A 26,030-nucleotide genomic window follows, 5' to 3' on the forward strand; every position below is an offset into this window, starting at 1 on the left:
CTAGCCCGCCAAGGCTTCACGCCAACTGCGCAGGAATGCGCCTCCGGCGTCGTCGTGAATGATGTCGTCGCCCAGGCCGAGGTCTGTGGCTGTAAGAACATCGTAGGGCTTGTTGGGCACGCCGTCGGCGGGCCGGACGTCGACGTGCTTGACGCTGTGGTCATTGTGGTGGAGCCAATCCGCCATGGCGTAGTCAGTGCGCGAATCGCCCACTGTCCGCCAGGCCTGCGGGGTGATTCCCTGGGCTGCGAGGAGTTCCACCGCGCGGCTCGCGCCGAGGTCCTTGCCGAGCCGGATGGACTCAATGTCCGTGGAGATGATGGTGGGATCCAGACGGTAGTCGGCGGCGTCGTCGGACTCTGGCGCGTGGTGATCCAGGAGCGCGGCGGAGAGCCCGTGCCTGCCCATGAGCTCCAAAGCATCCGCGTCGAAGAGCTTCTGTTCTGCCAGGTAGTCGTCACTTGAGACGTCCAGATGCTGTTCCACCGACACCATGGCGCGCTTTGTCTCGTCGAAGAACATGTGCGTCGCGTAGTCCTCCGCCACCATGCGGCGGACGTCGTCGCCGTAGGCCTTCGGAACAGCAAGGGCGTGGTCCACATGGATGGGTCCCGGGCCGCCCGAGGTGTAGCTGAACCATACCGCGCCCTTCTCGCAGATCGCATGGACCACCGTTCCCGCAGGCATTCCGGCGGCAATCATGGGTGCCATGACCTGCTCGCGGATGAAGGCGTCTGAACGGCCGGTGTTGAAAATGACGGGGATGCCCGCGGATGCCAAGCCCACGAGGTCGGCGATGATTTCCGGCTTCACGTCGCGCGTCACGGGACTCGCGACAGGTCCGTCGACGTCGAGGAGGAGTGCGAGGGCGGGGGCAGCCGGGTGCGTGCCTGGCATTGAAGCAGTCATGAACCCATTCTGTCAGTCCGGCCTGATGGCGGCAGCGGTGTGACGGCCGACGGCGGCAGGCGGCACTGTTTCAGCACGCACCGTCCGTCAACGGTTACCTTTTGGCCACAACCTTGGTCACCGACTTCTCAGAAGTTCCCTTGGACGCCTTACTTCTTTAGGCTTGCAAAGTGATATTCAAAGCTGTGGGCGAGGGACGCCCGTACCCCGACCATGGTTTTTCCACGCCCAAGGACTGGGCCTCGCTGCCGCCCCGTCCTGTCCGGCTCGATGAACTCGTCACCACCAAACGCACGCTTGACTTGGAAGCACTGTTGGCTGAGGATTCAACGTTCTTCGGCGACCTTTTCCCACATGTAGTGCAGTACCAAGGGCTGCTGTATCTGGAAGACGGGCTCCACCGTGCGGTCCGTACCGCGCTCCACCAGCGTACGGCCATCCACGCCCGGGTCCTGGTGATAGATGGTTAACGAAACAATCCCGGAGGAGCAGGTGGCAGTGCCTGAAAATGCGGATCCGAGGAAGCGCCGGAAACGTCCCGGTCGTCAGAAAGACGTGACGATTCTGCACGGGCATCGGGTTGTCACCGGTCCGGAACTCCGGGCAACTTTTGCCGAGACTCCTGGACCCGAGAGCCATCCTGGGTGGTTCAGTCGCCGCCTCTTGCATGGGATCGTTCTCGCTCTGCTCGTCGGATTGGTGGTTGCCGGACTCGTGGGCGCGTGGGCAGTCATCAGCGGCGTGATCCGTTTTCCCTCCGCCGTTGCAAGCCAGGCGCCGGCGGCCGTGTGTCCCGCGACTGTTTTCGACTACACGCCCAACAACAAGATCAGCGTGAATATCTACAACGCCGCCGGCCGGGTCGGTCTGGCCAAGAACGTGGCGGACCAGTTGAAGGCGCGGGGATACAACGTTGGCACGGTGGACAACTCCACCACCAGCTACACCGGCACGGCCGTGGTTGTTTCGGGATCCGGCGGCCAAGCGGCAGCGTTCAACATCCAGAGGAACATCGCGGGCACCGACTACTTCCAGGACCAACGCACGGATGCCTCCGTGGACCTCATCCTCGCGCCCGGTTTCTCGGCACTGGTGCCACCGGAGCTCGTGGACAACACCCCGGGAAAGCTCAGTTGCCCCCGCCTGGAGCAGCGGATCGCCGACAACGCGAAGCTGCCGGTGATGCCGACGCCTTAGCGTTGGCCTTCCACGGACTGGGCCAGCGGCTGCGCGAGCCCGCGGACAGCGTTAGCCCCGCGGCAAGGTCACGCCAAGCGCGCGGGCCGCCCGGCGTCGTCGAACCTTGCCCCTGCGCCCAACTGGATGAACCGCACGGTCTGGACCAGCCGATCCTCAAGCTCGTCCAGCTCTGCTCCGATCGCGGCATTGCCGCGTGCTGCGCTGGAGGACAGAGTTCCGTGGATGAGCCTGGCGAGCTGGCCGACGTCCGTGGGCGGGAGGTACCCGGCCGCGATTCCGTCGCGCAGGATGTCCTGGAGCAGCAGGTTGAGTTCGCCGACGTGATCTGCCAATTTCGCGAAGGAAGCCGGAGAAAGGACAGCCGCCATCGCGGGGCCCGGCGGGAGGTGCCGGCGGCTCAGGTCTTCCACCTGGGCGCGCACGTAGAGGGCCAGGCGGTCCACCGGGTTCTGCAGTGCAGCAAGGGATTCGCGCAGGTCGCCCAGGAATCGCTCGGTCTCGTCCAGGGCGTACGCGATGAGGAGTTGTTCCATGTCGGCGTAGTAGTTGTATACCGCCGTCCGGCCGACGCCGGCGTGCCGAGCGACGTCGGTCATGGTCAAGCCGGGCAGGCCGTGTGTGAAGAGCAACTCGCCGAAAGCTGTCAGGACCCGGCGTCGGGTTTCAGCGCGTTGCGCCGCATTGCTGGCGGCCGTAATCCTAGGCATACAGACACTTTACAGGGATCTGTCAGTAAAGTTGGGCAGGTGCGGCGCGAGCTGGCAGCAGATGACCTCTCAACTTGATGTTGGGGTCATCTGCTGCAAGCTCGCGCAAAGGTTTTAGATCGCGCAGCCGTCGGGGCCGCAGGCTTCGGCGTCGGGGCTGCCGACGGCGACCAGTGGATTCGCTTCCTGCCATGCCTGTGTGAGGGCCTGGGTGAAGACCTCGGAGGGCTGTGCGCCGGAGAGTCCGTACTTGCGGTCGATGACAAAGAATGGAACGCCGGTGACACCAAGCATCCGGGCTTCGGCGATATCGCCCTGGACGTCCTCTACGTACTTGTCGGTGCTGAACAGTTCCGCGACCTCGGCCTCCGGAAGGCCCAAATCGCTGCCGAGCCTGGTCAGGTAGTCCTGGCTTCCGATGTCCTCGCCGTGTTCAAAATGGCCGCTCAGGAGCTGCTCCTTGGCTTCGTCCTGCTTGCCGTGGGCGGCAGCCAAGTGGATGAGGCGGTGCGCCGTGAAGCTGTTGGCAACCACGACGTCGTCGAAGCGGTAGTTGAGGCCCTCTCCCTTTGCCTGCAACGCCACATGCTCGAACATCTGGCTCACCTGCGCGGGGTTCATGCCCTTGCGCTTGCTCAGGTAGTCGAGCTCCGTACCGTCGTAGTGTTCCGGGACGCTCGGGTCCAACTGGTAGCTGCGCCACTGGATCTCGACCGAATCGCGGTGGGGGAATTCTGCCAGGGCCGTTTCGAACCGGCGCTTTCCGATGTAGCACCACGGGCAAGCGACGTCCGACCAGATCTCAATCTTCATGGTGGCGACAACCGGAAGCGGGGGCCGGGCATTCCCGGAATGGGCTGTTGGACTGGTCACAGCGGGTCCATTTCCGCGTCGCTCATGCGCGTCCAGGCGTCCTAGACCGCCCGCTCCATCACGAAATCGTGTTCCACCGTATCGCCCAGGCGGAACGACTTGGTCCCGACCTTCCTGAATCCACTCTTCTCATAAAAGCGGATGGCTTTGGCGTTCTGGCTGTTGACACCCAGCCACACCCCAGCAGCACCCGAGCCGGCAACGCGGCCCAAAGTGGCCTTCATGAGCTCCGCGGCAGCACCCAGTCCGTGGTGTTCCGGATGCACATAGCACTTGCTCAGTTCCGTGGACGGGTTGAGCGTCAGGGCCGAAGCCACGTCGGTATCGCTGGTGGGCCGGGCCACCAGCATGCTGTAGCCGCGGAGTTCCCCGGCGGCGTCGATGGCCAGGATGGTGACGTCCGGATCGGCAAGGTATTCCGCGAACTTCTCCGCACTGAGGGTCCTGCGCAGGTGCGCGGCGATGTCTTCGGGCGAGGAGTCCGGCGGGCAAGCGAGCGGAAAGGTGACGGCTGCAAGCTCCGCCAGCCGTCCGGCGTCGTCCGCTGTTGCTTCACGGATTGTCTGGCTCATGCGGTCCTCTCTGGCAATCGGGCGCAGAAATGCCCCTCAAGACTGATCTTAAGGGGCATTTCAGGAAAGATTACGACGGCGGTGGCCCGCCCAAGCTTTGCGCTCGCGGAGCCATCGGGCTGCTTAGGCGTTGGCTTCCGCAAGCAGGCGAAGATCCTCCTCCGGCTGTGGATCCTTGCCCAAGGCGAGACCGATGATGGTGACCACCGCCGTGGCGAGCAAGTAGGCGGCAATCAGGAGCCAGTTCCCGGTGGTGGCGTAGAGGGCCGTGAAGATCAATGGTGCCACTGCTCCGCCCACGACGCCCGCCACCGTATAGGCAAGGGAACTTCCGGCATAGCGGAGCCGGGCCGGGAATTGCTCGGTGATGAAGGCCGCCTGCGGGCCGTACATGAAGGCGTGCAGCCCGAGGCCGATCACGACGCCGACGGTCAGCACCAGGACGGAGCGGGACTGGATCATGAGGAAGAACAGGGGGATGTACACGGCTGTTGCGGCGGCGGTGATGCCATAGACCAGCCGGCGGTTGAACCGGTCCGTGACCGCTCCTGCGGCCGGGATCAGGAACAACTGGAATGCCGAGCCCACCAGGACTGCGCCCAGGACGTTGCCGGTGGTCATGCCCAGTTCCTTGGTGGCGTAGACCGCCACAAAGACGGTGAACAAGGCGTACAAGACGTCGGGACAGATCCGGCACAACGCGGCGGCGAGCAGGGGACGGAACTGGGTGGTGAGGACTTCCTTGATGGGAGCCTTGGGCCGTTCGCCGGTTGCTTCGATGGCCTTGAAAACCGGGGTTTCCTCGAGCTTGAGCCGGATGACCAGGCCGAAGGCAACCAGGATGGCCGAACTGAGGAAGGCCACGCGCCAACCCCAAGCGATGAAGGCATCGTTGCTCATGACGGCGGCGAGGACGGCCAGTGCGCCGTTGGCCAGCAGGTTGCCCGCGGGCGGCCCGATCTGGGCTGCGGACGACCAGAATCCGCGCTTGCTGGGATTGGCGTACTCGCTGGACAGCAACACGGCGCCGCCCCACTCGCCTCCGACGCCGATGCCCTGGGCCAAGCGAAGGAGGACCAGGATGATCGTGGCTCCAATGCCGATCGTGTGGTAGTCCGGCAACGCGCCGATGAGGACCGTGGCCGCGCCAATGAGGATGAGGGTGATGACCAGGACGTTCTTGCGTCCGATCTTGTCTCCGAGCCGGCCAAAGACAACGCCGCCAATGGGCCGGGCGAGGTAACCCACCGCGAAGGCCGAGAAGGAGAGCAGGAGGCCCGTGGTTTCGTCGTTCGTGGGAAAGAAGATCTTGGGGAAGACCAGCGCGGAGGCGACGGAGTAGATGGCGAAATCGTAGTACTCCAGGGAGGTGCCTGTGACGCTGGCAATGAAGGCCTTGATGGCGCCTGCCGAGGGTTTGCTGCGCCGTGTTGAACGTGGCGAAGTGGTCGCGGACATGGTTCCTCCATGGAACGTTGGGCGGGCTTTGTGATCCCGATCTCAATCGGGGCCTACACCCAATGATGCATCACATGGACGAATTGTTCAACAATTTTTTGGCGGGAGTTCCTTGTGTGGGTTCGTGTCAGTTGCTGGGGTAGGCAACATAAGCGAACCGCTCCGAGTCGGGTGACCAACTGTTGACATTGAGGGTTCCCTGGCCGCCGAAGAGGGACCACGTGTGGAGCGGAGTGGCCCAGTCGCTCGTGGGAACAAGGACGACGTCGACCCGCAAGTCCGCCGGGTGGCCCACCGTGCCGCCGGGGAAGCGGATGTAGCTGGCCAGGCGCCCGTCGGGCGAGAGGTGCGGGAACCAGTCAACGGTGGCGCTTTCAAGCAGGCGTTCTGGCGTGCCACGGTGACTTGCCCGCACCCTGGCAAGTTGGGCGTGGCCGGGCCGATCCGTGAAGGCCTCGGTATTGAAGTACAGCCATTCGCCGTCGGGCGAGTATTCGGGGCCATCGCAGTGGCCGTCGACGTCGATTGCGGTCGCGGGTCCGCCCCCTGTTGGAATCGTGATGAGCCGGCCCGGTTGGGTGAAGTCGCCGGCTTCTATTCCGACGTAGGCGAGGGTCTGTCCGTCGGGGCTGATGCCGTGCAGGAAATGGAACCACCCGTCGTCGTTCGTGATCTTGGTGGCCTCACCGCCGTCGAGGGCTGCGCTGTAGATGCGGCCGTCATTCGCCGAGAGGTAGATGGTGGTGCCGTCGGGCGCGAGGATGTGGTCGTTATTGAGGTCCGGGATGCCGGTAATGGCGACCTTTTCGAGTCCACCGGAAAGATCCAGCCGCCATAGGGCGCCGTCACCATTGAGGATGAGGGCCTGGCCATCGAGCGTCCAGTTGGGTGCCTCCAGGAGCAGATTGTCCGTGGTGAAGGCCAGCTCGGAAGTGCCGGTGGCAGAGGCGATCCATACTTCGCAGCGCTGGCCGGGCCGAAGTGTCCGTATCACCATGCGGATGTCCTTTCGTCTTTGGTGCGAGTTGGCAGCAGATGCCCGCAAAATCGGATTTTGGGGTCATCCGCTGCCAACTCGCGCTAACCAGAGGGGTGGTTAGTCCTGGTTGAAGGCGGCGTCGAAGGAGGTCTGCGAGGGCGGGAAGTCGAACTTCTTGAGGGCGGCGAGGGCTTCGGGGGCGCCGTGGAGGCGGTCCATGCCGGCGTCCTCCCATTCCACGGAGATCGGGCCGTTGTAGCCGATCGCGGTGAGGGCCCGGAAGCTCGATTCCCAGGGCACGTCGCCGCGTCCGGCGGAGACGAAGTCCCAGCCGCGGCGGGGGTCGCCCCAGGGCAGGTGGGAGCCCATGACGGTGTTCCGGCCGGTGGGGCGGAGCTTGGTGTCCTTGCAGTCCACGTGGTAGATCCGGTCTTTGAAGTCCCAGATGAAGGAGACGGGGTCGATGCCTTGCCACATGAAGTGGGAGGGGTCCCAGTTCAGGCCGAACGCTTCGCGGTGCCCGATGGCTTCCAGGGTGCGGACGGTGGTCCAGTAGTCGTAGGCGATCTCGGAAGGGTGGACTTCGTGGGCGAAGCGGACACCGCATTCGTCGAAGACGTCCAGGATGGGGTTCCAGCGGTCCGCGAAGTCCTGGTAGCCGGCCTCGATGACTTTCTCCGGGACAGGCGGGAACATCGCGACGTACTGCCAGATCGAGGAGCCCGTGAACCCGACGACGGTGTCCACCCCGAGCGCGCGGGCGAGGCGGGCGGTGTGTTTCATCTCCTCGGCGGCGCGTTGGCGCACTCCTTCGGGGTCCCCGTCGCCCCAGACCTTGGCCCCGACGATGGCTTGGTGGCGGAAGTCGATGGGGTCATCGCACACGGCCTGGCCCTTGAGGTGGTTGGAGATGGCCCAGACCTTGAGGTTGTACTTGTCCAGGATGGCGAGCTTGGATTCGACGTAGCCGGGTTCGTCCCAGCGCCAGGCGTCCAGGTGGTCGCCGGACACGGCGATTTCCAGGCCGTCATAGCCCCAGCCGGAGGCGAGTTTGGCGACTTCCTCGAAGGGCAGGTCGGCCCACTGGCCGGTGAACAGGGTGTACGGGCGGGGCATGGGTTCTCCTTGGGAAAAGTTTCGGGGCGTGCTTCAGGCCAGGGCTGTCAGTGGCCGGCGACCTGGATGATGGCGGACTTGGCGTCGGCGGATTCTTCGATGGCGGCCAGGACCTGCTGGACGGCGAGTCCTTCCTCGAACGACGGCGACGGCGGGGTCCCGGCGTCGATGGCGGCCAGGAAGTCACGGATTTCGTGGGTGAAGGTGTGCTCCCAGCCGATGACGTGGCCCTGGGGCCACCAGGCGTCCATGTAGGGGTGTTCGGGCTCGTTGACCAGGATCCGTCGGAAGCCCTGCTCCCTGACGGGCACCGTGGCGTCCATGAAACCCAGTTCGTTGATGGATTCCAGGTCGAACAGGAGCGAGCCCTTGTCGCCGTAGATTTCCATCGTGAGCGAGTTCTTCTTGCCCGTGGCCATGCGGGAGACTTCCACCGAGGCGACCGCACCGGAGGCGAGTGTCAGCGTGGCCCAGGCGGCGTCGTCGACCGTTACTTGTTCCGGACCGTCCGCGCCGGGGCGGCTGTCCACGAAGGTGTGCAGCCGGCCGGAGACCTCGGTGACGGTGTCCCCGAGGAGGAAGAGGACCTGGTCGATCGCGTGGGAGGCGATGTCGCCGAGGGCCCCGGATCCGGCGGTTTCCTTGTTGAGCCGCCAGGTCATGGGGGAGTCCGGATCCACGAGCCAGTCCTGGAGGTAGGCGGCGCGGACGTGCCGGACGGTTCCGAGCCGGCCCTCGGCGATCAGTTCCTTCGCGAGGGCGAGTGCCGGCACCCTGCGGTAGTTGAAGCCGATCATGGACTGGATGCCGCGCGCCCGGGCGGCACGCGCGGCTTCCGTCATGGCTTCGGCCTCGGCCAAAGTGTTCGCGAGGGGCTTCTCCACGAGCACGTGCTTGCCCGCCTCCAGCGCCGCGATGGCGATCTCGGCGTGCATCCATCCCGGAGCGCAGATATCCACGATATGGACGTCATCGCGTTCCAGGACGGAGCGCCAGTCCGTGGCGGACTCGCTCCACCCGTACTTCGCCGCGGCCTCGGCGACCTGTTCCGGGTCCCGGCCCACGAGCACTTTCTGCTCGAAGGCCGGAACGTCGAAGAAGCTGCCCACGTTCCGCCACGCGTTGGAATGGGCTTTGCCCATGAACGCGTAGCCGATCGCGGCAACACCCAGGGTTTTCTTGCCCGGTTCGCCGTCGTGAGGTGTGGTGGGGGCAGAGGCGGAGCTAGTCATGAGTGATTCCTAGAGGGTGGCGGCCATCGGGTCCCAGTCCTCGGGGAGGGCCTGGGAGGTCACGGCGGAGCTGTCGACGCCTACAAAGGTGCCGGTTTCGGCGGACTCGGAAATGGAAACCAGGGTATCGACCACATGATAGGCAAGGGCTCCCTGGGCGCGGTGCGGAACACCGGCGCGCAGGGACCGGGCCATGTCCAGCACGCCCATACCGCGGCCGTTGGCCGGTCCCGTGGCGGGAATGATTTCCGCTTCCTCGGCTCCCGCGCGCCAAAGCTTGAGGTCGCCGTCGAAGTAGTTCGGATCAGGCAATTCCAGGGTGCCCTCGGTGCCGGTGATCTCCACGAAGCCCATCCGCAGGCGGGGGGATTCAAAGCTGAAGACGCTGTGCGAGGAGGCGCCGCCCTCGAACTGGAGCATCGCACTGACGTGGGTGGGGACCTCGACGGGGAATTCCTCGCCGGCCTTGGGCCCGGAACCGACCACGCGGACGTCCTTGGCTTTGGAGCCGACGGCGGCGACCTTGCGGACCGAGCCGAAGGTCTGGACCAGGGCGGTGATGTAGTAAGGGCCCATGTCGAAGAGCGGGCCCGCGCCGTGCGCGAAGAGGAATGACGGGTTCGGGTGCCATGACTCCGGGCCGGGGGTCTGGAACATGGTCAGGGCTGTCAGCGGGGTGCCGATGTCACCGCGTTCGATGATCCGGCGGGCTGTCTGCAGCCCCGCGCCCAGGAAGGTGTCCGGTGCGCAGCCCAGGCGGACGCCCGCGGCGTCGGCCGTCTTCAACAGCGCCAATCCCGATTCGCGGTCCAGGGAGAACGGCTTCTCGGTCCAGACGTGCTTGCCCGCGTTCACAGCGGCTGTTGCCACCTCGACGTGCGCCGCCGGGATGGTCAGGTTCACGATGATCTCGACGTCGGGATGGTTCAGTGCCGCGTCAACGCCACCCCACTCCGGGATGCCGTATTCCTTGGCCCGCGCTTCCGCGGCTTCCTCGAACAAGTCTGCGATGACGTGGACCTTCAAGTCAGGGAAGACCGTTAGGTTGTCCAGGTAGGCCTTGCTGATGTTGCCTGCGCCGATGACGGCGACGCCTACGGGCCCCCGGAGGGAAGACGGCGTGGACGGGGTGGTCTGGTGCGTTGCGGTGCTCATGCGTTCACTTCCTGTGCTGCGTTGTCCTGAAGGAATGCGAGGCTTTCGGCGATGCCTTCGAAGATGTCTCCGGCGTAGTCGTCGAACTCCACGACGCCCGCTTCCAGGGACTTGGCGGCAGCAATGACGTCGAGCACCGGGATGGTGCCCTGGCCCGCAGGCTGTTGGGCTTTCGTGTCTGTGGTGCCGGGGCCGTCCTTGATGTGGATGAACTTAACGCGGTCACCGAGGCGGGCGAGAAGTTCCACGGGGTTCTGGCCACCGACCGAGGCCCAGTAGGTGTCGACTTCCAGGACCAGTTCCGGGTCAAGGAGGCCTTCGAAGTACTCCAGTGCGGTCTGGCCCTCGACGATGGACTCCAGTTCCCAAGCGTGGTTGTGGTAACCGACGCGGATGCCGTATTCGGCGCCCTTCTTGGCCGCGGCGTTCAGCTTTGCGGCGGTCGCCTGGATGTCTTCGGCGTTCTGCCAGTGTTCGGCGGGCAGGTAGGGATCGATCACGGTCGCAATGCCCAGTTCCTTGGCGGCTGCGAAGATCTCGTCCTGGTCCTGGCTCAGCAGCGGCGCGTGACCGGACGGGGCGCTCAGCCCGTTCTCCTTCAATGCAGCGCCGAGCTCCTTCGCCGTGGCCACGAAATTGTAGGGTTCAACCTGCGTGTAACCGATCTCGGCAACGCGTCTGATGGTGCCCGGCAGGTCTTCCTGCATGGCATTGCGCAGGGTGTACAGCTGGATGGAGTAAGACATGGTTTTCCTTTGCGTTGTCGGTTGCGTGAAAGTTTGACTAACGGCCGCTAGCGGCCGGCGAGGGATCCGCCGATGCCGCCGACGCTGAAGTACTTGTTCAGGGTGGCGAAGACGATGATCGGCGGGAGCATCATGATGACCGCGAGGGCCATGACGCCGGACCAGTCGGTCTGGTTTTGCTGGAAGAACGACTGGACGCCCATGGGGAGGGTGAAGATTTCGTTGGAGCGCAGGAACACGATCGCTACGAGGTAATCGTTCCAGGCCAGGAGGAAGGCGAAGATGGCCGTGGACAGGATGCCGGGCAGGGAATTGCGCAGCACCACCTTCGTGAAGGATCCGAAGACTGAGCAGCCGTCGATCCACGAGGCCTCCTCGAGGCTGACCGGGATGGAATCGAAGTATGCCGCCATCATCCACGTGGCCACGGTCATTGTCGAGCCGACGTAGATAATGATCAGTCCCATGAGGTTGTCCACGAGTCCCAGGCCTGCGAACAGGATGAACAGCGGCACCACCGAGGTGATGATCGGCAGGGACTGCATGACGAACAGCAGCAGCGAGTAGCCGGAGACGGCCCTGGAACGGCCACGGGAGAGGACATAGCCGGCGGGTGCTGCGACGGCGACGGCGACGATCACGGTGCTGACGGTGGTGATGAGGCTGTTCTTGAGCCAGGTGGCCGCCAGGGTCTCGGAGAAAACGTTGCTGAGGTTCTCGAAAGTGAGGCCGGTGGCGGTGCTGTTGGGGCCCGGGGTCAGGGCCAGGACCACGGTGACCATGATCGGGACCAGGACGATGGCGGTGATGGCAAGGATCAGGACGAACCGCCACCAGCGTCCTCGCATGCCTGCTTCGGAGAGGACGCGGCGGGATTTTTCGGGTCCCGCGACACCGAGCGCGGGTCCGGATTCTGGGTGGGCGTGGAGTACTGCGCTCATTATTCGACGCTCGACTTTCGGATCTGGCGGTACAGGAAGACCGACACGACGACGAGGGTGAGGGTCATGAGGAAGGCGATGGCAACGCCGGGACCGGTCTGGAAGTCCTGGAAGACCGTGCGGTAGGCCAGGACCACGAGGGAGGTAGTGGCGTCAACGGGGCCGCCGCCGGTAAGGAGGTAGATGGTGGGGAAGTCGTTGACGCAGAAGATCGTCATCAGGATCCAGCTGATGTAGGTGGAGCGGGCGATCAGCGGCAGGGTGATCTGGGTGAACTGCTGCCACTTGCTGGCACCGTCCATGCTGGCGGCTTCATACACGGTGGTGTCTACCGAGGCCAAAGCTGCCGAAATCATCATCATCATGAAGGGGAAGCTGACCCAGACCTTGAACACCATGACCATGACCGCGGCCAGGTGGGGGTCCGCCAGGAACAGGGGCGTGCCCAGTCCGAGGTTCCGGAAGATGGAGGGGATGAGGCTGTCCGGAGTGGCGACGAGCCAGTTCCAGGCCGTGGAGGAGACCACGATCGGAACCACCCAAGGCAGGAGGAGGAGGACCTTGAAGGTGCCCCCCGCCGGGATTTTGGTGCGTAGCAGCAGGGCCAGGCCCAGGCCAACCAGCCAGGAGCCGAAGACGCCGACGATGGTGAACCACAAGGTGAACTGGGCGGCCTTCCAGAAGGCCGGGGAGGTCAGGACATGGCCGAAGTTGTCGACGCCGACGAAGTTGCCCGTGTCGATCAGGGAGCCGTCGTGGGTGGCCTGGACGCCTGCGTAGACCAGCGGGTAGCCGTGGATCAGGACGAGTAGGATGACCGAGGGCAGCAGGAGCCAGAAGAACGTCCGCTTGGTCTGCCCCGAAAGCTTGCTCTTGCGGTTCAGGGACCCGCCGCCGGACCCGCCGGGAGCGAGCCCCCGACGGGCCCTGGCGAGGCCGGACTGCGTTGTGGTGGTTGACATGGCGACGGCTTTACTTCTTGATGACGGATTCGAGGCCGGTCTTGAAGGCCGTGAGTGCCGTCTTGGCGTCGGTCTTTCCGGTCAGGATGGTCTGGGTGAACTGGTTGAGTGCCTGGCCGCCGTCGAGGACAGCGAGGTTGGCGTTGAGCGAGGTGCCCTGCGCGGCGAAGGTCTTGGCGATGGGCTGCCATTCCTTGACGATCTTGACGTTGTTGGCGTCGCTCGTGAATTCGGGCATCTCCGTGATGGATTTGAAGACCGGCAGGGCGTTCATGAGTTTCTGGCGCCACAGCTCCTTGAGCTGTCCCATGTAGTAGGTCAGGAAGGCCTCGGAGGATTCCTGGGACGGGGTGTTCTTGTACATCATGATGTTGTTCGGGAAAACGAGTCCGTGCTTGTCGCCGTGCGGGCCTGCGATCGGGCTGGCCACCATGATGTCGCCGGAGGTGTCGCCGACACGAGCAGGCACGCCCAGGACGTACGGGCCGAAGGCGGCTTTCTTGTCCTTCCACTGCGCGTTGAGGTTGTCCGTGGTGTAGCTGACTGCAGCGGGGTCGATGATCCCGTTGGAGACCAGTTCCAGGAGGTATTCCGTGGCTTCGACGTTGCGGTCGTTCATGACGTCCAGCTGGCCGTCCTTGGTGAAGACGCCACCGCCGTTGTTGACCATCATCATGATCATCGAGTGGTTGCCGATGTTGTTGCCGGCGCCGGATCCGGTGGCGAAGCCGAAGGCGCCGATCTTCTTCAGTGCCTTGCCTGCGTCAAGCAGCGAGGCCCAGTCGGTGGGCAGTGCGACGCCGGCCTGGTCGAAGAGGGACTTGCGGTACCAGAAGACGCGCATGTCCAGCTGCCAGGGAACAGCGACGTAGCCCTTGTCCGACTTGAACGGGTCCAGCACGCCGGGCAGGAAGTCGTCGAACTGGCCGTTCTTCTTCAGCGAGTCGATGACCTTGTCCGCATAGGCGATCTGGCCCTGCTGGTCGAACTGGAACGCCTGGAAACCGCCACCGGTGGACACCGCGGGACCGGTCTTGGACGCAATGGCCGAGGAGAAGGTCTGGTAGAAGTTGTTCCATTGAATGATCTGGTAACCGGCCTTGCCGTTGCTGCCAGTCGGGGCGTAGGACTCGGTGATCTTCTTCGCGGCATCGTTATAGGCCGGCGTGGCCCACGGCATGTCCCAGAACTTGATGGCGCCGCCAGCGGAGCTCGAGCTGGAGCCGCCTCCGCAGGCTGCGAGCAGGGGGACAGCCGCTGCTGCCGCCGTGAGGCCGAGGAAACCCCTGCGGGAGAAATTGCGGCTGGCTTCGGACTGAACATTCATGATGATTCCTTTCGGGACCGCTGCGTGGTCTTCGCATTCGGTGCGGTCCGGCTCGTCGTCGAGAAGGCTGATGATTGCTTTTGGTGCTGTTTTGCTCGATGCTGCTGATTGCGTAGTTGAGGAGAAGTGCGGGTTCAGGTCAGGTGCGCTATGGATTCCGTCAGCCGCGCAAAGCCAGCCAGATCGGAGGGGACAGTACCGGCGTCGAGGTGTTCCTTGAGGCGGCGCCAGGTGGTGCGGTGGGCGGATTCGTAAAGCGTGGGCAGGAGGATTTCTCCTTGGGGCCCGGTGGCCCGGACTGCCGCCGGCCAGGCGGCAAGCGGTTCCGGGACCGCGATGCTGACACCGCCGTCGTCGGTGTAGAGGCGGAAGTCGACGCCGGGGGGCCGGGAGTTGCTCAGCACGCCTTGGAGCGAAACCGGAGCGCCGTTGGCGAGCCGCCCGGAAACCGTGTAGCCGTGCGTGCCGCAGTGCAGGACGCGAAGCGCGTCCAGCCGACCGGTGACGCGCACGACGGCAGCGAGATGCTCGGTGAGCAGCCGTTCAGGATTCGAGCCTGTCGCGGCCGTTGCGACCGAGTCCAGCATGGCGGCGCGGCCTGCTACCGAGCGGACGGCGTCTTCAGCTCCGGCCAGGCCGGGATTGGACGCCCAGCGCTGGTCCAGGACGACCGCGACGCCGGACAGTTCAGCGGCGTCGAGCAGGGCGGCGGTGCTTTCCGGGACAGGATTGACAACGACGATGCCGGACGCCCCGCCGTCGATCGCGTTGATGGCCTCCGTGGTCCAACCAGGAGCGCCTTCGATGGCGGAAACCCGCGCGGCCTCCCCGGCTGCTACCGGGCCGAAGCTTGCCGGAAGCGAAGCGACCGCGAGTGCCACGGCGCCGCTCTCTTCTGCCTGCGGGGTGGCCGTAACCGTGTACTGGGGGCTCATGAGCGGACTCCTGCATGTTCAACAGCTGCGACATCCACGGTGGCGTCTGCGATCGCTATCGCGAAGGTGAGGTCATTGATGAGGCTTTCGGCGGACGGCGGTTGCTTGGTTCCGAGGGCCAGTTGGGCGAGTTCGCGCCATTCGCCCTCATAGCCGTTGTGCTCGAACGGTCCGTACGTTGTGCTTGTGGCGCCGCGGGTGATGGTTGCGACGGCGGAACCCGCCTGCACGTAGGAAGGGGTGAAGTCCACGCGAAGGGCTGCGTCGTCCGAGATCGCCTCGAAGGCCCATTCTGGCTTCCACGTCTTGTTCATCGCTGCCCGGAGCTCGATGATCCGGTCACCGCAACGAAGGGAGATCACGTAGCCGAAGGGGCGTACATGGCGTGCCTGCAGGACCTCTAGGTCTACGAAATCCGGGGTGAAGCGGCGGACGAGGGGAAGGTCGTGGATGGCGAGTCCCATAATGCCGCCGCGGAGGGCGTTCTTGATGACCTCGATGTCGCTGTAGTCAGGGGTGCCCCCTGCTGGACGGGTGAAGATTTCGGTGGCGAAGTCTTCGAAGCGGGCGTTGGGCGGAAGGACGATGGAAGAACGGATGGTGTGGACGTTCTCGGGGAGATCGCCCCAATTGGCTTCGGCTGCGAGCCAGCCTGGATCGAAAGTGTGCATGGCGCCCACGATGATCGGCACGCCGGTTTCCTCGCTGACCGCCGAAATCCGGGCCGCCTCCTCGCCGCTCATGGCGAACGGCTTTTCGCAGAGCACGGCTTTCTTTCCCGCGCGGCATGCGGCGATGACTTGGTCCGCGTGGAACTGGTGGGGGCTGCAGATGGCCACGATGTCGACGTCGGGATCGCCCAGGAGCGGGTCCATGCTGGTGCTGAAGTTCGCGCCGACGCGGGCTGCGACCGATTCGGCGACAGCGGCGTCGACGTCCATGATGTGGCGGACTTCCAGGATATTCCGGAGCCGGGCGAGGGAAGGAAGGTGGATTGCCTGGGTGACCGGACCGGCGCCAAGGATGCCGACGCCGAGGGGTTTGGTTGTTGCCTGTGACTGGCTGGACAAGATCAGTTACCTCTTCGTAAACGGAGTCTCGGGAGTTTCGGCGCGGCTTCGTGGGCTGCGTGATCCTTCTCACAACTAACTGAGAACAACCTATGTCGACTTTTGTCGATGAGCAAGCAAAAGTTGAAAATAGATCGGCAATCTTTTACTGCGTGACACGCATAAGCAATCGTGCTATCACTGATGCATGACCTCAGCACCCGGAAAAGAGCCCGGCAAGGACGGCCCTGTACAGGACGCCGGAAGCCTTTCGCGTGCGGGAGACCTGTTTCAGCTTCTTCGCGACGGCCAGGCACGGACCCGGGCCGAACTCGCCCTCACTACCGGACTGGCCCGTTCCACCGTCGCCTCGCGCATCGATGCCCTCATGAACTCCGGGCTCGTGGGCCCCGCAGGTGAGGCGAGTTCCAGCGGCGGCAGGCCGCCGTCGCGCTTTGCCTTCAACCCGGCGGCCCGGGTTGTCTTGGCAGTCGACGTCGGAGCGACGCACGTGATCGTCGCGGTCACCGATCTCGGCGGAACAGTCCTGGCCGAGCGGCGCCTCGCGCAGGAAGTCGCAGACGGTCCCGACGTGGTGCTCGGCAGGGTGGTGGCGGCGGGGCGCGAGCTTCTCACCGAAGCCGACCGCAACCTTGACGACCTTGCCGGTATCGGGATCGGACTGCCCGGCCCGGTGGAACACGACACCGGCAGGCCGATCAAACCGCCGATCATGCCTGGCTGGGACGGATTCGATGTAGTCCGTTACATGCAGCGCTCGCTGCCCGTTCCCGTCCTGGTGGACAACGACGTCAACATCATGGCCCTGGGCGAACGCACGGCGTATTGGCCGGACCACGACAATTTGCTCTTCATCAAAATCGCCACGGGCATCGGCGCGGGCATCATCAGCAGCGGTGAACTGCAGCGCGGCGCCAACGGCACTGCCGGGGACCTCGGCCATGTCCGGGTTCCCCGCGGCGACGACGTCCTCTGCCGTTGCGGGAACTACGGCTGCCTTGAAGCTCTGGCCTCCGGACCCGCCGTCGCGCGCCAGCTGCAAACCCAAGGCCTGGCGGCTACCAACGGCGGCGACGTGCTGCGGCTGGTAGCCGAGGGGAACCTCCAGGCCATCCAGGCACTCCGGCAGGCGGGACGCGACGTCGGCGACGTCCTGGCCACCGTGGTCAACCTGCTCAACCCCTCCATGATCGTCATCGGCGGCAGCGTGGGCGAGGCCGGCGAGCACCTCGTGGCAGGCATCCGCGAAGTCGTCTACCGGCGCTCCCTTCCATTGGCCACCTCGCATCTGCGCATCGGCATCTCGATGGCGGGCGACCAGGCCGCGATCCTCGGTGCGAGCCAGATGGTCACCCAGCATGTTTTGTCTCCGGCCGTGATCGAAGCCACGCTCCAAGCAACGGGCTGACAGGCCACTATGGCGTTCCGCTGGGGCATGCCGTGATAGCAATGAAGGTGATGCCTACTTTCCTCGCCCTTCACTGCGCCCCATGACCGGCCAATTCCTCGCCAAGGTCCCACGAGGCTGGCTGATCCTCGCGTGCATCGGCCTCATCGCCCTCAACATGCGGGGACCGTTCGTCGCAGTGGCGCCGGTGGTGGATTCCCTGAAACGGGATCTTGGATTCTCGCCCGTTGAACTCGGGCTGCTGACGGGGATTCCCGTGCTCTGCTTCTCGCTCGCAGCGCCTCTGGCCTCGATGGCCGGACGAAGGTTCGGCGCCGAGTTCGCCGTGATGCTGACGCTTGTGGGTGTGCTGGCCGGCGTCGTGATCCGCTCCAGCGGCGGTGGTGTTCCGGTCATGGTGGGCACCGTCATCATCGGCCTCGCCATCACTATCGGCAACATCGCGGTGCCACTCATCATCCGCCGGGACTTCGCGCCACGACGCCAGGCAACCGCGATGGGTGTGTACACGGCGGCGCTGAACATCGGGTCCTTCCTGACCTCCGTGGCCACAGCCCCGCTCGCAGAACTCGTGGGCTGGCGGCTTGCCCTCGCGGCGAGTGCCCTTCTGGCCCTGGCGGCCATCCTGTTCTGGATCCCCACCGTCGGCGCCCGGCAGGCTTTCGTTCCCGCTGCGGTTCCGGCTGCCTCGGGCTCGCGGGGCGGCAAGGCTTCCGGTGTTGGCTGGCTGACCGTTGGCCTGACGCTCGGCTTCGCCGGCCAGGCGTTTTCGTACTACGGCGTGACGGCGTGGCTCCCAAGCTTCCTGGCCGATGAGCTGGGCATGGGCACCGCGCAAGCCGGCGCGGGATCGTCGCTCTTCCAGATTTTCGCGATTGTGGGCGGGCTCGGCGTGCCGCTGCTCGCCCGCTTCGCCAGTACGACGGCGGTGGCGGCCACCTTGGGTGCCTTGTGGCTCACTGTGCCCCTGGGTCTGTTGCTGGCCCCGGGTTGGTGGTGGCTGTGGTCGTCCCTTGGTGGAATAGCGCAGGGTGGCGGCATCACGGTCATCTTCATCGCCATCATCAAGTTCGCCCGCGACCAAGCCTCGGCAGGCAGGATGTCCGCCGTCGTGCAAGGGGTGGGTTACTGCTTCGCGGCCCTGGCGCCAACCATCATCGGCTACGTGCACGGCATCTCCGGCAGCTGGACGGTGCCGCTTCTGGTGATCCTTGGCTCGGTCGCCGCGTTCTGTGTCTGCACCACCCTCTCGGTGCGCTGGGTGGCCCGTCAACGCTAGGCGAGATCGCAGCGGCAGGTGTGGGCCGGCGTCGTACACCCAACTAGCTCGCAGTTGTTGTCGTTATGAGGCTTCAAAACGACAACAACTGCGAGTCAGTTGGGCGGTTCCGGGTTCCGTCGCTGGGCTGCCTCCCCGGCCATCGGGGTCACTTGTTGCGAAGAGTGCAGGCAGCCCAGCGGCGGGGGCTTTTATCTACGTGTTCAAGCGGCTACGAGTTCTTCCTTGGTGGCTTCCTCGCGGGCTTCCGTGAGGTATCGGGCATAGGCCGGGATGGTCAGGAAGGTGGGGAACTCCTCGGCGAGGGTGACTTCTTCGAAGATGCTGCGGGCATCGTTGAAGCGGTCGTCGTCGAAGCGTTCCAGGCGCGCGAACTCTTCGTCCAGGAGGTCGTTGATCCACTCGCGGGTGATGACTTCACCGGTGTCGGTGATGGCGTGGGAGTAGATCCACTGCCACAGCTGTGAGCGGGAGATCTCGGCGGTGGCCGCGTCTTCCATGAGGTTGTGGATGGCCACGGCGCCGTTGCCGCGCAGCCAGGACTCGATGTAGCGGATGCCCACCTCGATGTTGTTCCGGATGCCGGTCTCGGTGATGGTGCCCACAGTGGAGGCGACGTCGATCAGCGCGCGGTCGTCGGGGGTGACGTCCTCGCGTGAGCGGTCCAGTTGGTTCGGACGGTCGCCGAGTACGCCGTCGAACACTTCGCGGCACACCGGAACCAGGTCCGGGTGCGCAACCCACGAACCGTCGAAACCGTCGCCGGCTTCGCGGGTCTTGTCCGCGCGGACCTTCTCGAACGCTGCCGTATTGGCTGCCTCGTCCTTGCGGTTGGGAACGGCCGCGGCCATGCCGCCGATCGCCATGGCGCCGCGGCGGTGGCAGGCCCGGACGAGTTGCTCGGTGTAGGAGCGCATGAACGGCTGGGTCATGGAGACCTGGGAGCGGTCCGGGAGTACGAAGCGGGGGCCGCGGGTGCGGAAGTTCTTGATGACGGAGAAGATGTAGTCCCAGCGGCCGGCGTTCAGGCCCGAGGCGTGATCACGCAGCTCGTAGAGGATCTCCTCCATTTCGAACGCGGCGGTGATGGTCTCGATCAGCACCGTGGCACGGATGGTGCCCTGCGGGATGCCGAGCAGATCCTGGGCCAGGATGAAGATGTCGTTCCAGAGGCGGGCTTCGAGGTGGTTCTCGATCTTGGGCAGGTAGAAGTACGGGCCCTTGCCCTGTGCCAGCAGGCGGCGGGCGTTGTGGAAGAAGAACAAACCGAAATCGACCACGCCACCGGCAACGGGCTTCCCGTCGATGAGCATGTGCTTCTCCGGCAGGTGCCAGCCGCGGGGCCGTACCACGATCGTGGGCAGGTCCTCGGCGGCACGGAGCTTGTACTCCTTGCCCTCCGGGGAGGTGAAGTCGATCCGGCGTTCCAGGGCGTCCGTGAGGTTCAGCTGGCCCTGGATGACGTTGCGCCAGGTGGGGGTAGAGGAGTCTTCCATGTCGGCCAGCCACACCTTGGCGCCGGAGTTGAGCGCGTTGATGGTCATCTTCCGGTCAACCGGCCCCGTGATCTCGACGCGGCGGTCTTCCAGGCCCGGGGCCGGGGGAGCGACCCGCCAGTTCGGATCATTCCGGATGTCCGCGGTCTCCGGGAGGAACCGCGGGTCCTGGCCGCTGGAAATCTGCCCGCGGCGGGTGTGCCGCGCCTGCATGAGCTCCTGGCGGCGCTCCGCCGTCGCGCGGTGCAGGGTTGCCACAAAGTCGAGGGCATCCGGGGTAAGAACCTCGTTCTGCCGGTGGATGGGCTGGGCGGTCAGCGTGATGCCGTTGATCGTGTAATTGTCGGTGAAACTGTTCATTTCAATCTCTCCTCGGAGAAGCAAATGTTCGACGGCGGGCCTGTTTAGCTGGGGGTTCGATACGGTGCCGGGTCCGTGGCTGGGTTGCGGGGCCGACCAAGGCAATCCTCCGCGTGCTATTCCCCATCCCCGCCCGAAAAGGCCTCGCAAAGCTCGGCCGGGGCGGGGACAGGGCCCCTTTTACGCACGCTTCCGGATCACCTTGCCCGGCTGCCGGAAAGGCGCCTTACGCTCGAGGCCGGAGGGCCGGTATTGCGGCAGCCTGCGTAAAAGGGGCCCTGCGTCCCGGTCCGTCCTCGCTCAGCGAGGTCGAAACCGGGACGTGGGGAATAGCAGGCAGAGCATTGCCGGTCCGTAGGCCGGTGGCGAGCTGCGCCCCTGGTGACCAAGGAAAGGACAGTGGCGAGCCGGGCTAGCTCGGGACGGATGCCGCCCCCGTCGAACGGGAAGTTTTAGTGGAACTGGCCTTCTTCGGTGGATCCCACCAGGGCCAGGGTGGATGCGTTCGGGTTGAGCGCAGTTGCGATGTCGTCGAAGTAGCCGGTGCCGACTTCGCGCTGGTGCTTGGTTGCGGTGTAGCCGCGGGACTCGGAGGCGAATTCCTTTTCCTGGAGTTCGACGTAGGCGCTCATGCCTTCGCGGGCGTAGCCGTGGGCGAGGTCGAACATCGAGTAGTTCAGGGCGTGGAAGCCGGCCAGGGTGATGAACTGGAAGGTGAAGCCCATGGCGCCGAGTTCACGCTGGAACTTGGCGATCGTGGCGTCGTCCAGGTGCTTGCGCCAGTTGAAGGACGGCGAGCAGTTGTAGGAGAGCATCTGGTCCGGGAACTCGGCCTTGACGGACTCCGCGAACTTGCGGGCGAGCTCGAGGTCCGGGGTGCCCGTTTCCATCCAGATGAGGTCGGAATACGGGGCGTAGGCCTTGGCGCGGGCGATGCAGGGTTCGATGCCGTTGCGGACCTTGTAGAAGCCCTCAGCGGTACGTTCGCCTGTGATGAATTCCTGGTCGCGCTCGTCGACGTCGGAGGTAATCAGGGTGGCTGCCTCGGCGTCGGTGCGGGCGATAACGACCGTCGGGGTGCCTGCGACGTCGGCCGCGAGGCGGGCGGCGTTCAGGGTCCGGACGTGCTGCTGGGTGGGGATGAGCACCTTGCCGCCGAGGTGGCCGCACTTCTTTTCCGAGGCGAGCTGGTCTTCCCAGTGCACGCCCGCGGCGCCGGCCTGGATCATGGATTTCATGAGTTCGTAGGCGTTCAGGGGGCCGCCGAAGCCGGCTTCGGCGTCGGCGACGATCGGGACCAGCCAGTCCTCGACGGTCTGGATGCCTTCGGAGAATTCGATCTGGTCGGCGCGGAGCAGGGCGTTGTTGATGCGGCGGACCACGGTGGGGACCGAGTTGGCCGGGTAGAGCGACTGGTCCGGGTAGGTGTGGCCGGAGTTGTTGGCGTCGGCGGCGACCTGCCAGCCGGAAAGGTAGATGGCCCGAAGCCCGGCCTTGACCTGCTGCACGGCCTGGTTGCCGGTCAGCGCACCGAGGGCGTTGGTGTAGCCGCCGGTCTTGGCCTCTTCCGTGAGCTGCTTCCACAGCTTCTCGGAGCCGCGCTTGGCCAGGGTGTGTTCTTCGGAGACGCGGCCGCGGAGGCGGACGACGTCGGTGGCGGAGTAATCGCGGGTGACGCCTTCCCAACGCGGGTTGGCAGCCCATTCGAGCTCCAGTGCGGCGGCCTGCTCGGTTGCTGTCTGCTGAGCGGCGGGCTGTCCTGGTTCAAATGCTGCGGTCATTGTCTGTCTCCTTTGACGCTACTTTGGCGTGTTGCTGTCTATGTAGCCCCGGCCGATCTTCGCTGCGCCTTTGCAGTCCAGGCCGGCCGGGGTTTCCGTAGTTCTTACTTTTCAGTACTTCCAAGAGGCTTTCTAGAGGAAAACCATGGAAAGAAACGCACTTCTTCGCGTATTCTCAAAAAATGTCACCTGTGAGCTGGAACCGCGAAGTACCGCCGCCGTCGTCGTCTGCCTCTGACGCCGAACTGGACGTCATCAGCCTGGGCCGCCGCGTGCGGTATCTGCGCAAGCAGGCCGGGCTGACCCTCGACGACGTGAGTGCCGCCGTCGGGACCGCCCCCAGCCAGTTGAGCCTCATCGAGAACGGCAAGCGGGAACCCAAGCTGGGTTTGTTGAAGCAACTCGCGGCCGCCTTGAATGTGGGCATCGACCAGCTGCTCGGAGCGGAACCGCCCAGCCGCCGCGCCGCCCTGGAAATTGAGCTGGAACGATACCAGCGCGGGCCCCTCTACGAGTCGTTGAACCTGCCGAAAATCCGCGTCAGCGCGCGGCTACCGCTCGATGTTCTAGAGTCGCAAGTGGGCCTCCTGCAGGAGCTTGAGCGCAGGCTCAACGAGCAGGTCGCGACGCCGGAAGAAGCCCGGCGCGCGAACGGTGAACTGCGTGCCATGATGCGCGAGCGCGGCAACTATTTTCCGGAGTACGAGGCCGAAGCGCAGAAGGTCCTCAAAGGCGTTGGCTACACCGCCGGTCCCTTGAGCCAACACGTCATCGCAGACATCGCGGACCACCTCGGATTCACGCTTCACCACGTGGGCGACCTGCCCCATTCCACCCGCTCGGTGACCGATCTAAAGAATCACCGAATTTATCTCACGCAGAGCCAACGCCAGGACCACGATCCCCGTTCGGTCCTTCTTCAGGCCCTCGGCCATTACGTCCTGGGCCACGAGACGCCCAAGAACTACGGCGACTTCCTGGCGCAGCGGGTCGCAACGAACTACTTCGCCGCGGCGCTCCTCCTGCCCGAACACGCCACCCTGGAGTTCCTCCAGAAGGCGAAAGCCGCCAAGGAGATCGCCGTCGAGGACATCCGGGACGCCTTCGCCGTCTCCTATGAAACAGCCGCGCACCGCTTCACCAACCTGGCCACGAAGCACCTGGGCATCACCACCCACTTCCAGAAGACCCACCAGAGCGGCATCATCTACAAGGCCTACGAGAACGACGGCGTCGCCTTCCCGCAGGACCATACCGGCGCCATCGAGGGCCAGCCGGCGTGCAAGGCGTGGACTTCGCGTGCCGTGTTCGACGTTCCGGACAAGTTCAGCGCCTACAGCCAATACACCGATACCGTCTCCGGCACCTATTGGTGCACGGCCCGTACCGAACGCTCGGCGGCGGGGGAATTTTCGCTCAGCATCGGCGTGCCGTACCAGCATGTGAAGTGGTTCCGCGGGAGGGAAACGACGGCGCGGGCTACCTCGACGTGTCCGGACCCGAACTGCTGCAAGCGGCCCCCGGCGTCGTTGGCTTCATCCTGGGCAGGCAATGCCTGGCCGTCCGCCCGCGCTCACTCGCACCTCCTGGCCGCCATGCCGCCGGGTGCGTTCCCCGGCGTCGACGAGACCGAGGTGTACGCGTTCCTGGAGGCGCACTCGGGGTAGTTATTGGGCTGTTGCATTGGGGGCGCGTCACGCTGCGCACCTTTTTGGATTCCTGCGGGCTGGACGGCCCCGGAATTCCGCGGCTTGGCCCGTGGTACGGACTCAAAAACCTGCCCTGCGTGACGCCTACTCCTTGAGGACCGGGTAGCTCAAGTGGGTGACGCCCACACCCTCGACGACGGTCGGGTTGCCTAAAGTGATCGGCGCGTTCTCAAAGCGATCGAACAGCCGGATACCGGATCCGAGCAGGAGCGGAACCAGGTCGACGCGGATCTCGTCGAGCAAGCCAGCGTCGAGGCACTGTCGGATGGTGTCCGGCCCGTGCATGCCGACGATCTTGTCGCCAGCCGCCGCCTTTGCCTGCCCGACAGCGCTTTCCAGCCCGTCGGTGACGAAGTGCACCGAGGAGTCGGAACGGGGCCACCCCTCGGGCATCTGATGAGTCACGACGTACGCGGGCACGCCGAACGGGTGCTGGCCGCCCCAGGCGTCGGCCCGGTCGGAGGTGCGTCTCCCGGTGAGCATCGCACCCACCTCACCCATCAAGGTCCGCAGGTGTTGGGCACTCGCTTCGGAAACATGGAATGTGAAGCCCGGGTTGAAGGTAGGGACGTCGACGTCGCCTGCGAAGTACCAGTCGAAGACCTCGTCGACGCCGTCGTCGAGATCCGCCACATAGCCGTCGAGGGACATCGACATGAACGCCACTACCTTGGTCATTGCGTTGCTCCTTCAGTTTCGGACGGGTTTGGGCAGGCCGGGACGGGTCAGACGGACATGGCCCAGGACAAAGCCGCATCGCGGCGAGGCTCGGACGGGTCTACCAGCCGTATTCTGTCCACGAGCCGGACACGGTCGATGAGGGATGACTCGATGAGTGCCAGAACGAACGCATGGTCCTTGGGGCGTGCCGCAATGAGCTTCGCCGCGCAGAGATCGTAGGGATCCAAGCAAAGCCCGGTGCTGTACCGGGTCTGCTCATTGCGCACACCGACAAGGCGGTACTCCCAGTCCTCCGGGAGCACAGCAGTCTCCCTTTCGGCAGCCTGGACATAGAACCCGAACTCCTTGTGGAAGGGTGACCACTCACCAAGGGCGGAGTCGATGCTGTCCGCAAGCGTGCCGGCGTCGTCGTCGGAAAACGGGGCGATATCGACGGCATCCGACATGGTGATCGATGCAGGCAACTGGTCCTCCGTGAAGGATCCCAGAATTGACTGGCTGCCGATTACGATCACCCGGTCGCCGTGGATGATGTCCGTAGCGGCTCGGATGGCGTGCTCGAGCTCATCGCGGCGCATGGCTGTACCGTACCCCCGCACCGGCCGATTGTCAGTAGCCGCCCCGCTGCCGCCCCGCTGCCGCTCGCGCCCAGCCAGCAGCGTTGCTACTTTTTCGATGAGCTCGTACGGGATTGGCTTCCCCAAGGGGAACTTCAACGTGCCCTTGGCCGCCCGGAAAGGGGCGATTTCCCGCTCGAAGTCCTCGTCGCCGTCGGGCACTGGATAGACGGAAATGTGGTGCTTCCACGCCGCGAAATACACCACATAGTGGCCGTCGAGCGTGATGGTGGAGATTCCGTAACTGATCCTGTCCCCGGCTCCGGGCACAGCTGCCAGTGCCCGCCGCCGGATCTCCTGAAGGATGGTTCGCACCTCGTCCGGCCGCGACGCAATGTATTCGTCCACCGTGTCAAAATGTTCCACCATGCACTTCCCCCGCTCCGTCCCGAGCCCTGCTGTTCAGCCGGTCTTGGACCAAGCTTGCCTCAGTCCGCGCCACCCTGCCAGAGGCGGTCGAACGGGTTCGTGGCGACTCCGACGCTCGCTCACTTATGTCGGGTTTTGGCTGGTCGCT

Annotated in this window: 24 protein-coding genes; 5 read left to right on the forward strand and 19 right to left on the reverse strand. The window is 64.8% G+C overall.

Going from position 1 to position 26,030, the window contains the following annotated elements:
- Window positions 1-909, reverse strand: a complete 909-nt coding sequence (locus LFT47_RS02380) for a hypothetical protein (protein WP_236814814.1) — start codon at window positions 907-909, stop codon at window positions 1-3.
- A gap of 170 nt (window positions 910-1,079) precedes the next feature.
- Between LFT47_RS02380 and LFT47_RS02385 the strand changes: the two genes are divergently transcribed.
- A complete protein-coding gene (locus LFT47_RS02385; RefSeq protein ID WP_059388531.1) occupies window positions 1,080-1,379 on the forward strand; it encodes a type II toxin-antitoxin system VapB family antitoxin in 300 nt (99 codons plus the stop codon).
- Window positions 1,380-1,464: 85 nt separating this feature from the next.
- A complete protein-coding gene (locus LFT47_RS02390) occupies window positions 1,465-2,106 on the forward strand; it encodes a LytR C-terminal domain-containing protein (RefSeq protein WP_236814816.1) in 642 nt (213 codons plus the stop codon).
- A 68-nt stretch (window positions 2,107-2,174) separates the two neighbouring features.
- Here the strand turns inward: LFT47_RS02390 and LFT47_RS02395 are convergent, their stop codons facing one another.
- The 14 genes from LFT47_RS02395 to LFT47_RS02460 form a co-directional block, all read right to left on the reverse strand.
- Window positions 2,175-2,816: a TetR/AcrR family transcriptional regulator gene (locus tag LFT47_RS02395; protein WP_236814818.1), complete on the reverse strand. Its 642-nt coding sequence runs from the start codon at window positions 2,814-2,816 to the stop codon at window positions 2,175-2,177.
- Window positions 2,817-2,930: 114 nt separating this feature from the next.
- On the reverse strand, window positions 2,931-3,629 hold the full coding sequence (locus tag LFT47_RS02400) for a DsbA family oxidoreductase (RefSeq protein ID WP_236818265.1): 699 nt from the start codon (window positions 3,627-3,629) through the stop codon (window positions 2,931-2,933).
- A 101-nt stretch (window positions 3,630-3,730) separates the two neighbouring features.
- Window positions 3,731-4,261: a GNAT family N-acetyltransferase gene (locus tag LFT47_RS02405; RefSeq protein ID WP_236814820.1), complete on the reverse strand. Its 531-nt coding sequence runs from the start codon at window positions 4,259-4,261 to the stop codon at window positions 3,731-3,733.
- Window positions 4,262-4,384: 123 nt separating this feature from the next.
- Entirely contained in the window at window positions 4,385-5,719 is a 1,335-nt protein-coding gene (locus LFT47_RS02410) for an MFS transporter (protein WP_236814822.1), read from the reverse strand.
- Window positions 5,720-5,846: 127 nt separating this feature from the next.
- Window positions 5,847-6,716, reverse strand: a complete 870-nt coding sequence (locus LFT47_RS02415; RefSeq protein ID WP_442863430.1) for a TolB family protein — start codon at window positions 6,714-6,716, stop codon at window positions 5,847-5,849.
- Window positions 6,717-6,815: 99 nt separating this feature from the next.
- On the reverse strand, window positions 6,816-7,814 hold the full coding sequence (locus tag LFT47_RS02420; protein ID WP_236814824.1) for a sugar phosphate isomerase/epimerase family protein: 999 nt from the start codon (window positions 7,812-7,814) through the stop codon (window positions 6,816-6,818).
- A 47-nt stretch (window positions 7,815-7,861) separates the two neighbouring features.
- Entirely contained in the window at window positions 7,862-9,046 is a 1,185-nt protein-coding gene (locus LFT47_RS02425) for a Gfo/Idh/MocA family protein (RefSeq protein ID WP_236814826.1), read from the reverse strand.
- A 9-nt stretch (window positions 9,047-9,055) separates the two neighbouring features.
- Window positions 9,056-10,201, reverse strand: coding sequence for a Gfo/Idh/MocA family protein (locus LFT47_RS02430; protein WP_236814828.1), 1,146 nt, complete (start codon window positions 10,199-10,201; stop codon window positions 9,056-9,058).
- Window positions 10,198-10,947 carry a sugar phosphate isomerase/epimerase family protein gene (locus tag LFT47_RS02435; RefSeq protein WP_236814830.1) on the reverse strand — a complete coding sequence of 250 codons (750 nt, stop codon included), beginning with the start codon at window positions 10,945-10,947 and terminating at the stop codon, window positions 10,198-10,200. The genes LFT47_RS02430 and LFT47_RS02435 overlap by 4 nt, the downstream gene beginning before the upstream one ends.
- A gap of 47 nt (window positions 10,948-10,994) precedes the next feature.
- A complete protein-coding gene (locus LFT47_RS02440) occupies window positions 10,995-11,888 on the reverse strand; it encodes a carbohydrate ABC transporter permease (RefSeq protein WP_236814832.1) in 894 nt (297 codons plus the stop codon).
- The gene (locus tag LFT47_RS02445; RefSeq protein ID WP_236814834.1) at window positions 11,888-12,850 is read right to left on the reverse strand and encodes a carbohydrate ABC transporter permease; all 963 of its coding nucleotides are present in this window, start codon (window positions 12,848-12,850) and stop codon (window positions 11,888-11,890) included. Before LFT47_RS02445 ends, LFT47_RS02440 begins: the two co-directional genes overlap by 1 nt.
- Window positions 12,851-12,860: 10 nt before the next feature.
- On the reverse strand, window positions 12,861-14,177 hold the full coding sequence (locus LFT47_RS02450) for an ABC transporter substrate-binding protein (protein WP_234752582.1): 1,317 nt from the start codon (window positions 14,175-14,177) through the stop codon (window positions 12,861-12,863).
- Between the two features lie 134 nt (window positions 14,178-14,311).
- Window positions 14,312-15,112: a hypothetical protein gene (locus LFT47_RS02455; RefSeq protein WP_236814836.1), complete on the reverse strand. Its 801-nt coding sequence runs from the start codon at window positions 15,110-15,112 to the stop codon at window positions 14,312-14,314.
- Window positions 15,109-16,182 carry a Gfo/Idh/MocA family protein gene (locus tag LFT47_RS02460; RefSeq protein WP_236814838.1) on the reverse strand — a complete coding sequence of 358 codons (1,074 nt, stop codon included), beginning with the start codon at window positions 16,180-16,182 and terminating at the stop codon, window positions 15,109-15,111. Before LFT47_RS02460 ends, LFT47_RS02455 begins: the two co-directional genes overlap by 4 nt.
- Window positions 16,183-16,369: 187 nt before the next feature.
- Between LFT47_RS02460 and LFT47_RS02465 the strand changes: the two genes are divergently transcribed.
- Window positions 16,370-17,590 carry an ROK family transcriptional regulator gene (locus tag LFT47_RS02465; protein ID WP_236814840.1) on the forward strand — a complete coding sequence of 407 codons (1,221 nt, stop codon included), beginning with the start codon at window positions 16,370-16,372 and terminating at the stop codon, window positions 17,588-17,590.
- Between the two features lie 82 nt (window positions 17,591-17,672).
- Window positions 17,673-18,869 carry an MFS transporter gene (locus tag LFT47_RS02470; protein WP_236814842.1) on the forward strand — a complete coding sequence of 399 codons (1,197 nt, stop codon included), beginning with the start codon at window positions 17,673-17,675 and terminating at the stop codon, window positions 18,867-18,869.
- Window positions 18,870-19,072: 203 nt separating this feature from the next.
- Here LFT47_RS02470 and aceB read toward each other — a convergent pair whose 3' ends face one another.
- Both aceB and aceA read right to left on the reverse strand, forming a co-directional pair.
- Window positions 19,073-20,725 (reverse strand): malate synthase A, encoded by a 1,653-nt coding sequence (gene aceB / locus LFT47_RS02475; protein ID WP_236814854.1) that lies wholly within the window; start codon window positions 20,723-20,725, stop codon window positions 19,073-19,075.
- A 452-nt stretch (window positions 20,726-21,177) separates the two neighbouring features.
- Window positions 21,178-22,506 (reverse strand): isocitrate lyase, encoded by a 1,329-nt coding sequence (gene aceA / locus LFT47_RS02480; RefSeq protein ID WP_236814856.1) that lies wholly within the window; start codon window positions 22,504-22,506, stop codon window positions 21,178-21,180.
- Window positions 22,507-22,688: 182 nt separating this feature from the next.
- Between aceA and LFT47_RS02485 the strand changes: the two genes are divergently transcribed.
- Window positions 22,689-24,173 (forward strand): XRE family transcriptional regulator, encoded by a 1,485-nt coding sequence (locus tag LFT47_RS02485; RefSeq protein WP_236814858.1) that lies wholly within the window; start codon window positions 22,689-22,691, stop codon window positions 24,171-24,173.
- Window positions 24,174-24,299: 126 nt separating this feature from the next.
- On the opposite strand, the gene LFT47_RS02490 is transcribed toward LFT47_RS02485, so the two are convergent.
- Window positions 24,300-24,893, reverse strand: coding sequence for a dihydrofolate reductase family protein (locus LFT47_RS02490; protein ID WP_236814860.1), 594 nt, complete (start codon window positions 24,891-24,893; stop codon window positions 24,300-24,302).
- Window positions 24,894-24,940: 47 nt separating this feature from the next.
- Window positions 24,941-25,882, reverse strand: coding sequence for a DUF6036 family nucleotidyltransferase (locus LFT47_RS02495; protein ID WP_236814861.1), 942 nt, complete (start codon window positions 25,880-25,882; stop codon window positions 24,941-24,943).
- Between the last annotated feature and the right edge of the window lie 148 nt (window positions 25,883-26,030).

The sequence above is a fragment of the Arthrobacter sp. FW306-2-2C-D06B genome (genome assembly GCF_021789175.1).
Classification (GTDB): Bacteria; Actinomycetota; Actinomycetes; order Actinomycetales; family Micrococcaceae; genus Arthrobacter.

Excerpts from the sequence above, each read along its gene's own strand:
- LFT47_RS02380 (WP_236814814.1), bottom strand. The coding sequence starts at position 909 with ATGACTGCTTCAATGCCAGGCACGCACCCGGCTGCCCCCGCCCTCGCA.
- LFT47_RS02395 (WP_236814818.1), bottom strand. The coding sequence starts at position 2,816 with ATGCCTAGGATTACGGCCGCCAGCAATGCGGCGCAACGCGCTGAAACC.
- LFT47_RS02400 (WP_236818265.1), bottom strand. The coding sequence starts at position 3,629 with ATGAAGATTGAGATCTGGTCGGACGTCGCTTGCCCGTGGTGCTACATC.
- LFT47_RS02405 (WP_236814820.1), bottom strand. The coding sequence starts at position 4,261 with ATGAGCCAGACAATCCGTGAAGCAACAGCGGACGACGCCGGACGGCTG.
- LFT47_RS02410 (WP_236814822.1), bottom strand. The coding sequence starts at position 5,719 with ATGTCCGCGACCACTTCGCCACGTTCAACACGGCGCAGCAAACCCTCG.
- LFT47_RS02415 (WP_442863430.1), bottom strand. The coding sequence starts at position 6,716 with ATGGTGATACGGACACTTCGGCCCGGCCAGCGCTGCGAAGTATGGATC.
- LFT47_RS02420 (WP_236814824.1), bottom strand. The coding sequence starts at position 7,814 with ATGCCCCGCCCGTACACCCTGTTCACCGGCCAGTGGGCCGACCTGCCC.
- LFT47_RS02425 (WP_236814826.1), bottom strand. The coding sequence starts at position 9,046 with ATGACTAGCTCCGCCTCTGCCCCCACCACACCTCACGACGGCGAACCG.
- LFT47_RS02430 (WP_236814828.1), bottom strand. The coding sequence starts at position 10,201 with ATGAGCACCGCAACGCACCAGACCACCCCGTCCACGCCGTCTTCCCTC.
- LFT47_RS02435 (WP_236814830.1), bottom strand. The coding sequence starts at position 10,947 with ATGTCTTACTCCATCCAGCTGTACACCCTGCGCAATGCCATGCAGGAA.
- LFT47_RS02440 (WP_236814832.1), bottom strand. The coding sequence starts at position 11,888 with ATGAGCGCAGTACTCCACGCCCACCCAGAATCCGGACCCGCGCTCGGT.
- LFT47_RS02445 (WP_236814834.1), bottom strand. The coding sequence starts at position 12,850 with ATGTCAACCACCACAACGCAGTCCGGCCTCGCCAGGGCCCGTCGGGGG.
- LFT47_RS02450 (WP_234752582.1), bottom strand. The coding sequence starts at position 14,177 with ATGAATGTTCAGTCCGAAGCCAGCCGCAATTTCTCCCGCAGGGGTTTC.
- LFT47_RS02455 (WP_236814836.1), bottom strand. The coding sequence starts at position 15,112 with ATGAGCCCCCAGTACACGGTTACGGCCACCCCGCAGGCAGAAGAGAGC.
- LFT47_RS02465 (WP_236814840.1), top strand. The coding sequence starts at position 16,370 with ATGACCTCAGCACCCGGAAAAGAGCCCGGCAAGGACGGCCCTGTACAG.
- LFT47_RS02470 (WP_236814842.1), top strand. The coding sequence starts at position 17,673 with ATGACCGGCCAATTCCTCGCCAAGGTCCCACGAGGCTGGCTGATCCTC.
- aceB (WP_236814854.1), bottom strand. The coding sequence starts at position 20,725 with ATGAACAGTTTCACCGACAATTACACGATCAACGGCATCACGCTGACC.
- aceA (WP_236814856.1), bottom strand. The coding sequence starts at position 22,506 with ATGACCGCAGCATTTGAACCAGGACAGCCCGCCGCTCAGCAGACAGCA.
- LFT47_RS02485 (WP_236814858.1), top strand. The coding sequence starts at position 22,689 with ATGTCACCTGTGAGCTGGAACCGCGAAGTACCGCCGCCGTCGTCGTCT.
- LFT47_RS02490 (WP_236814860.1), bottom strand. The coding sequence starts at position 24,893 with ATGACCAAGGTAGTGGCGTTCATGTCGATGTCCCTCGACGGCTATGTG.
- LFT47_RS02495 (WP_236814861.1), bottom strand. The coding sequence starts at position 25,882 with ATGGTGGAACATTTTGACACGGTGGACGAATACATTGCGTCGCGGCCG.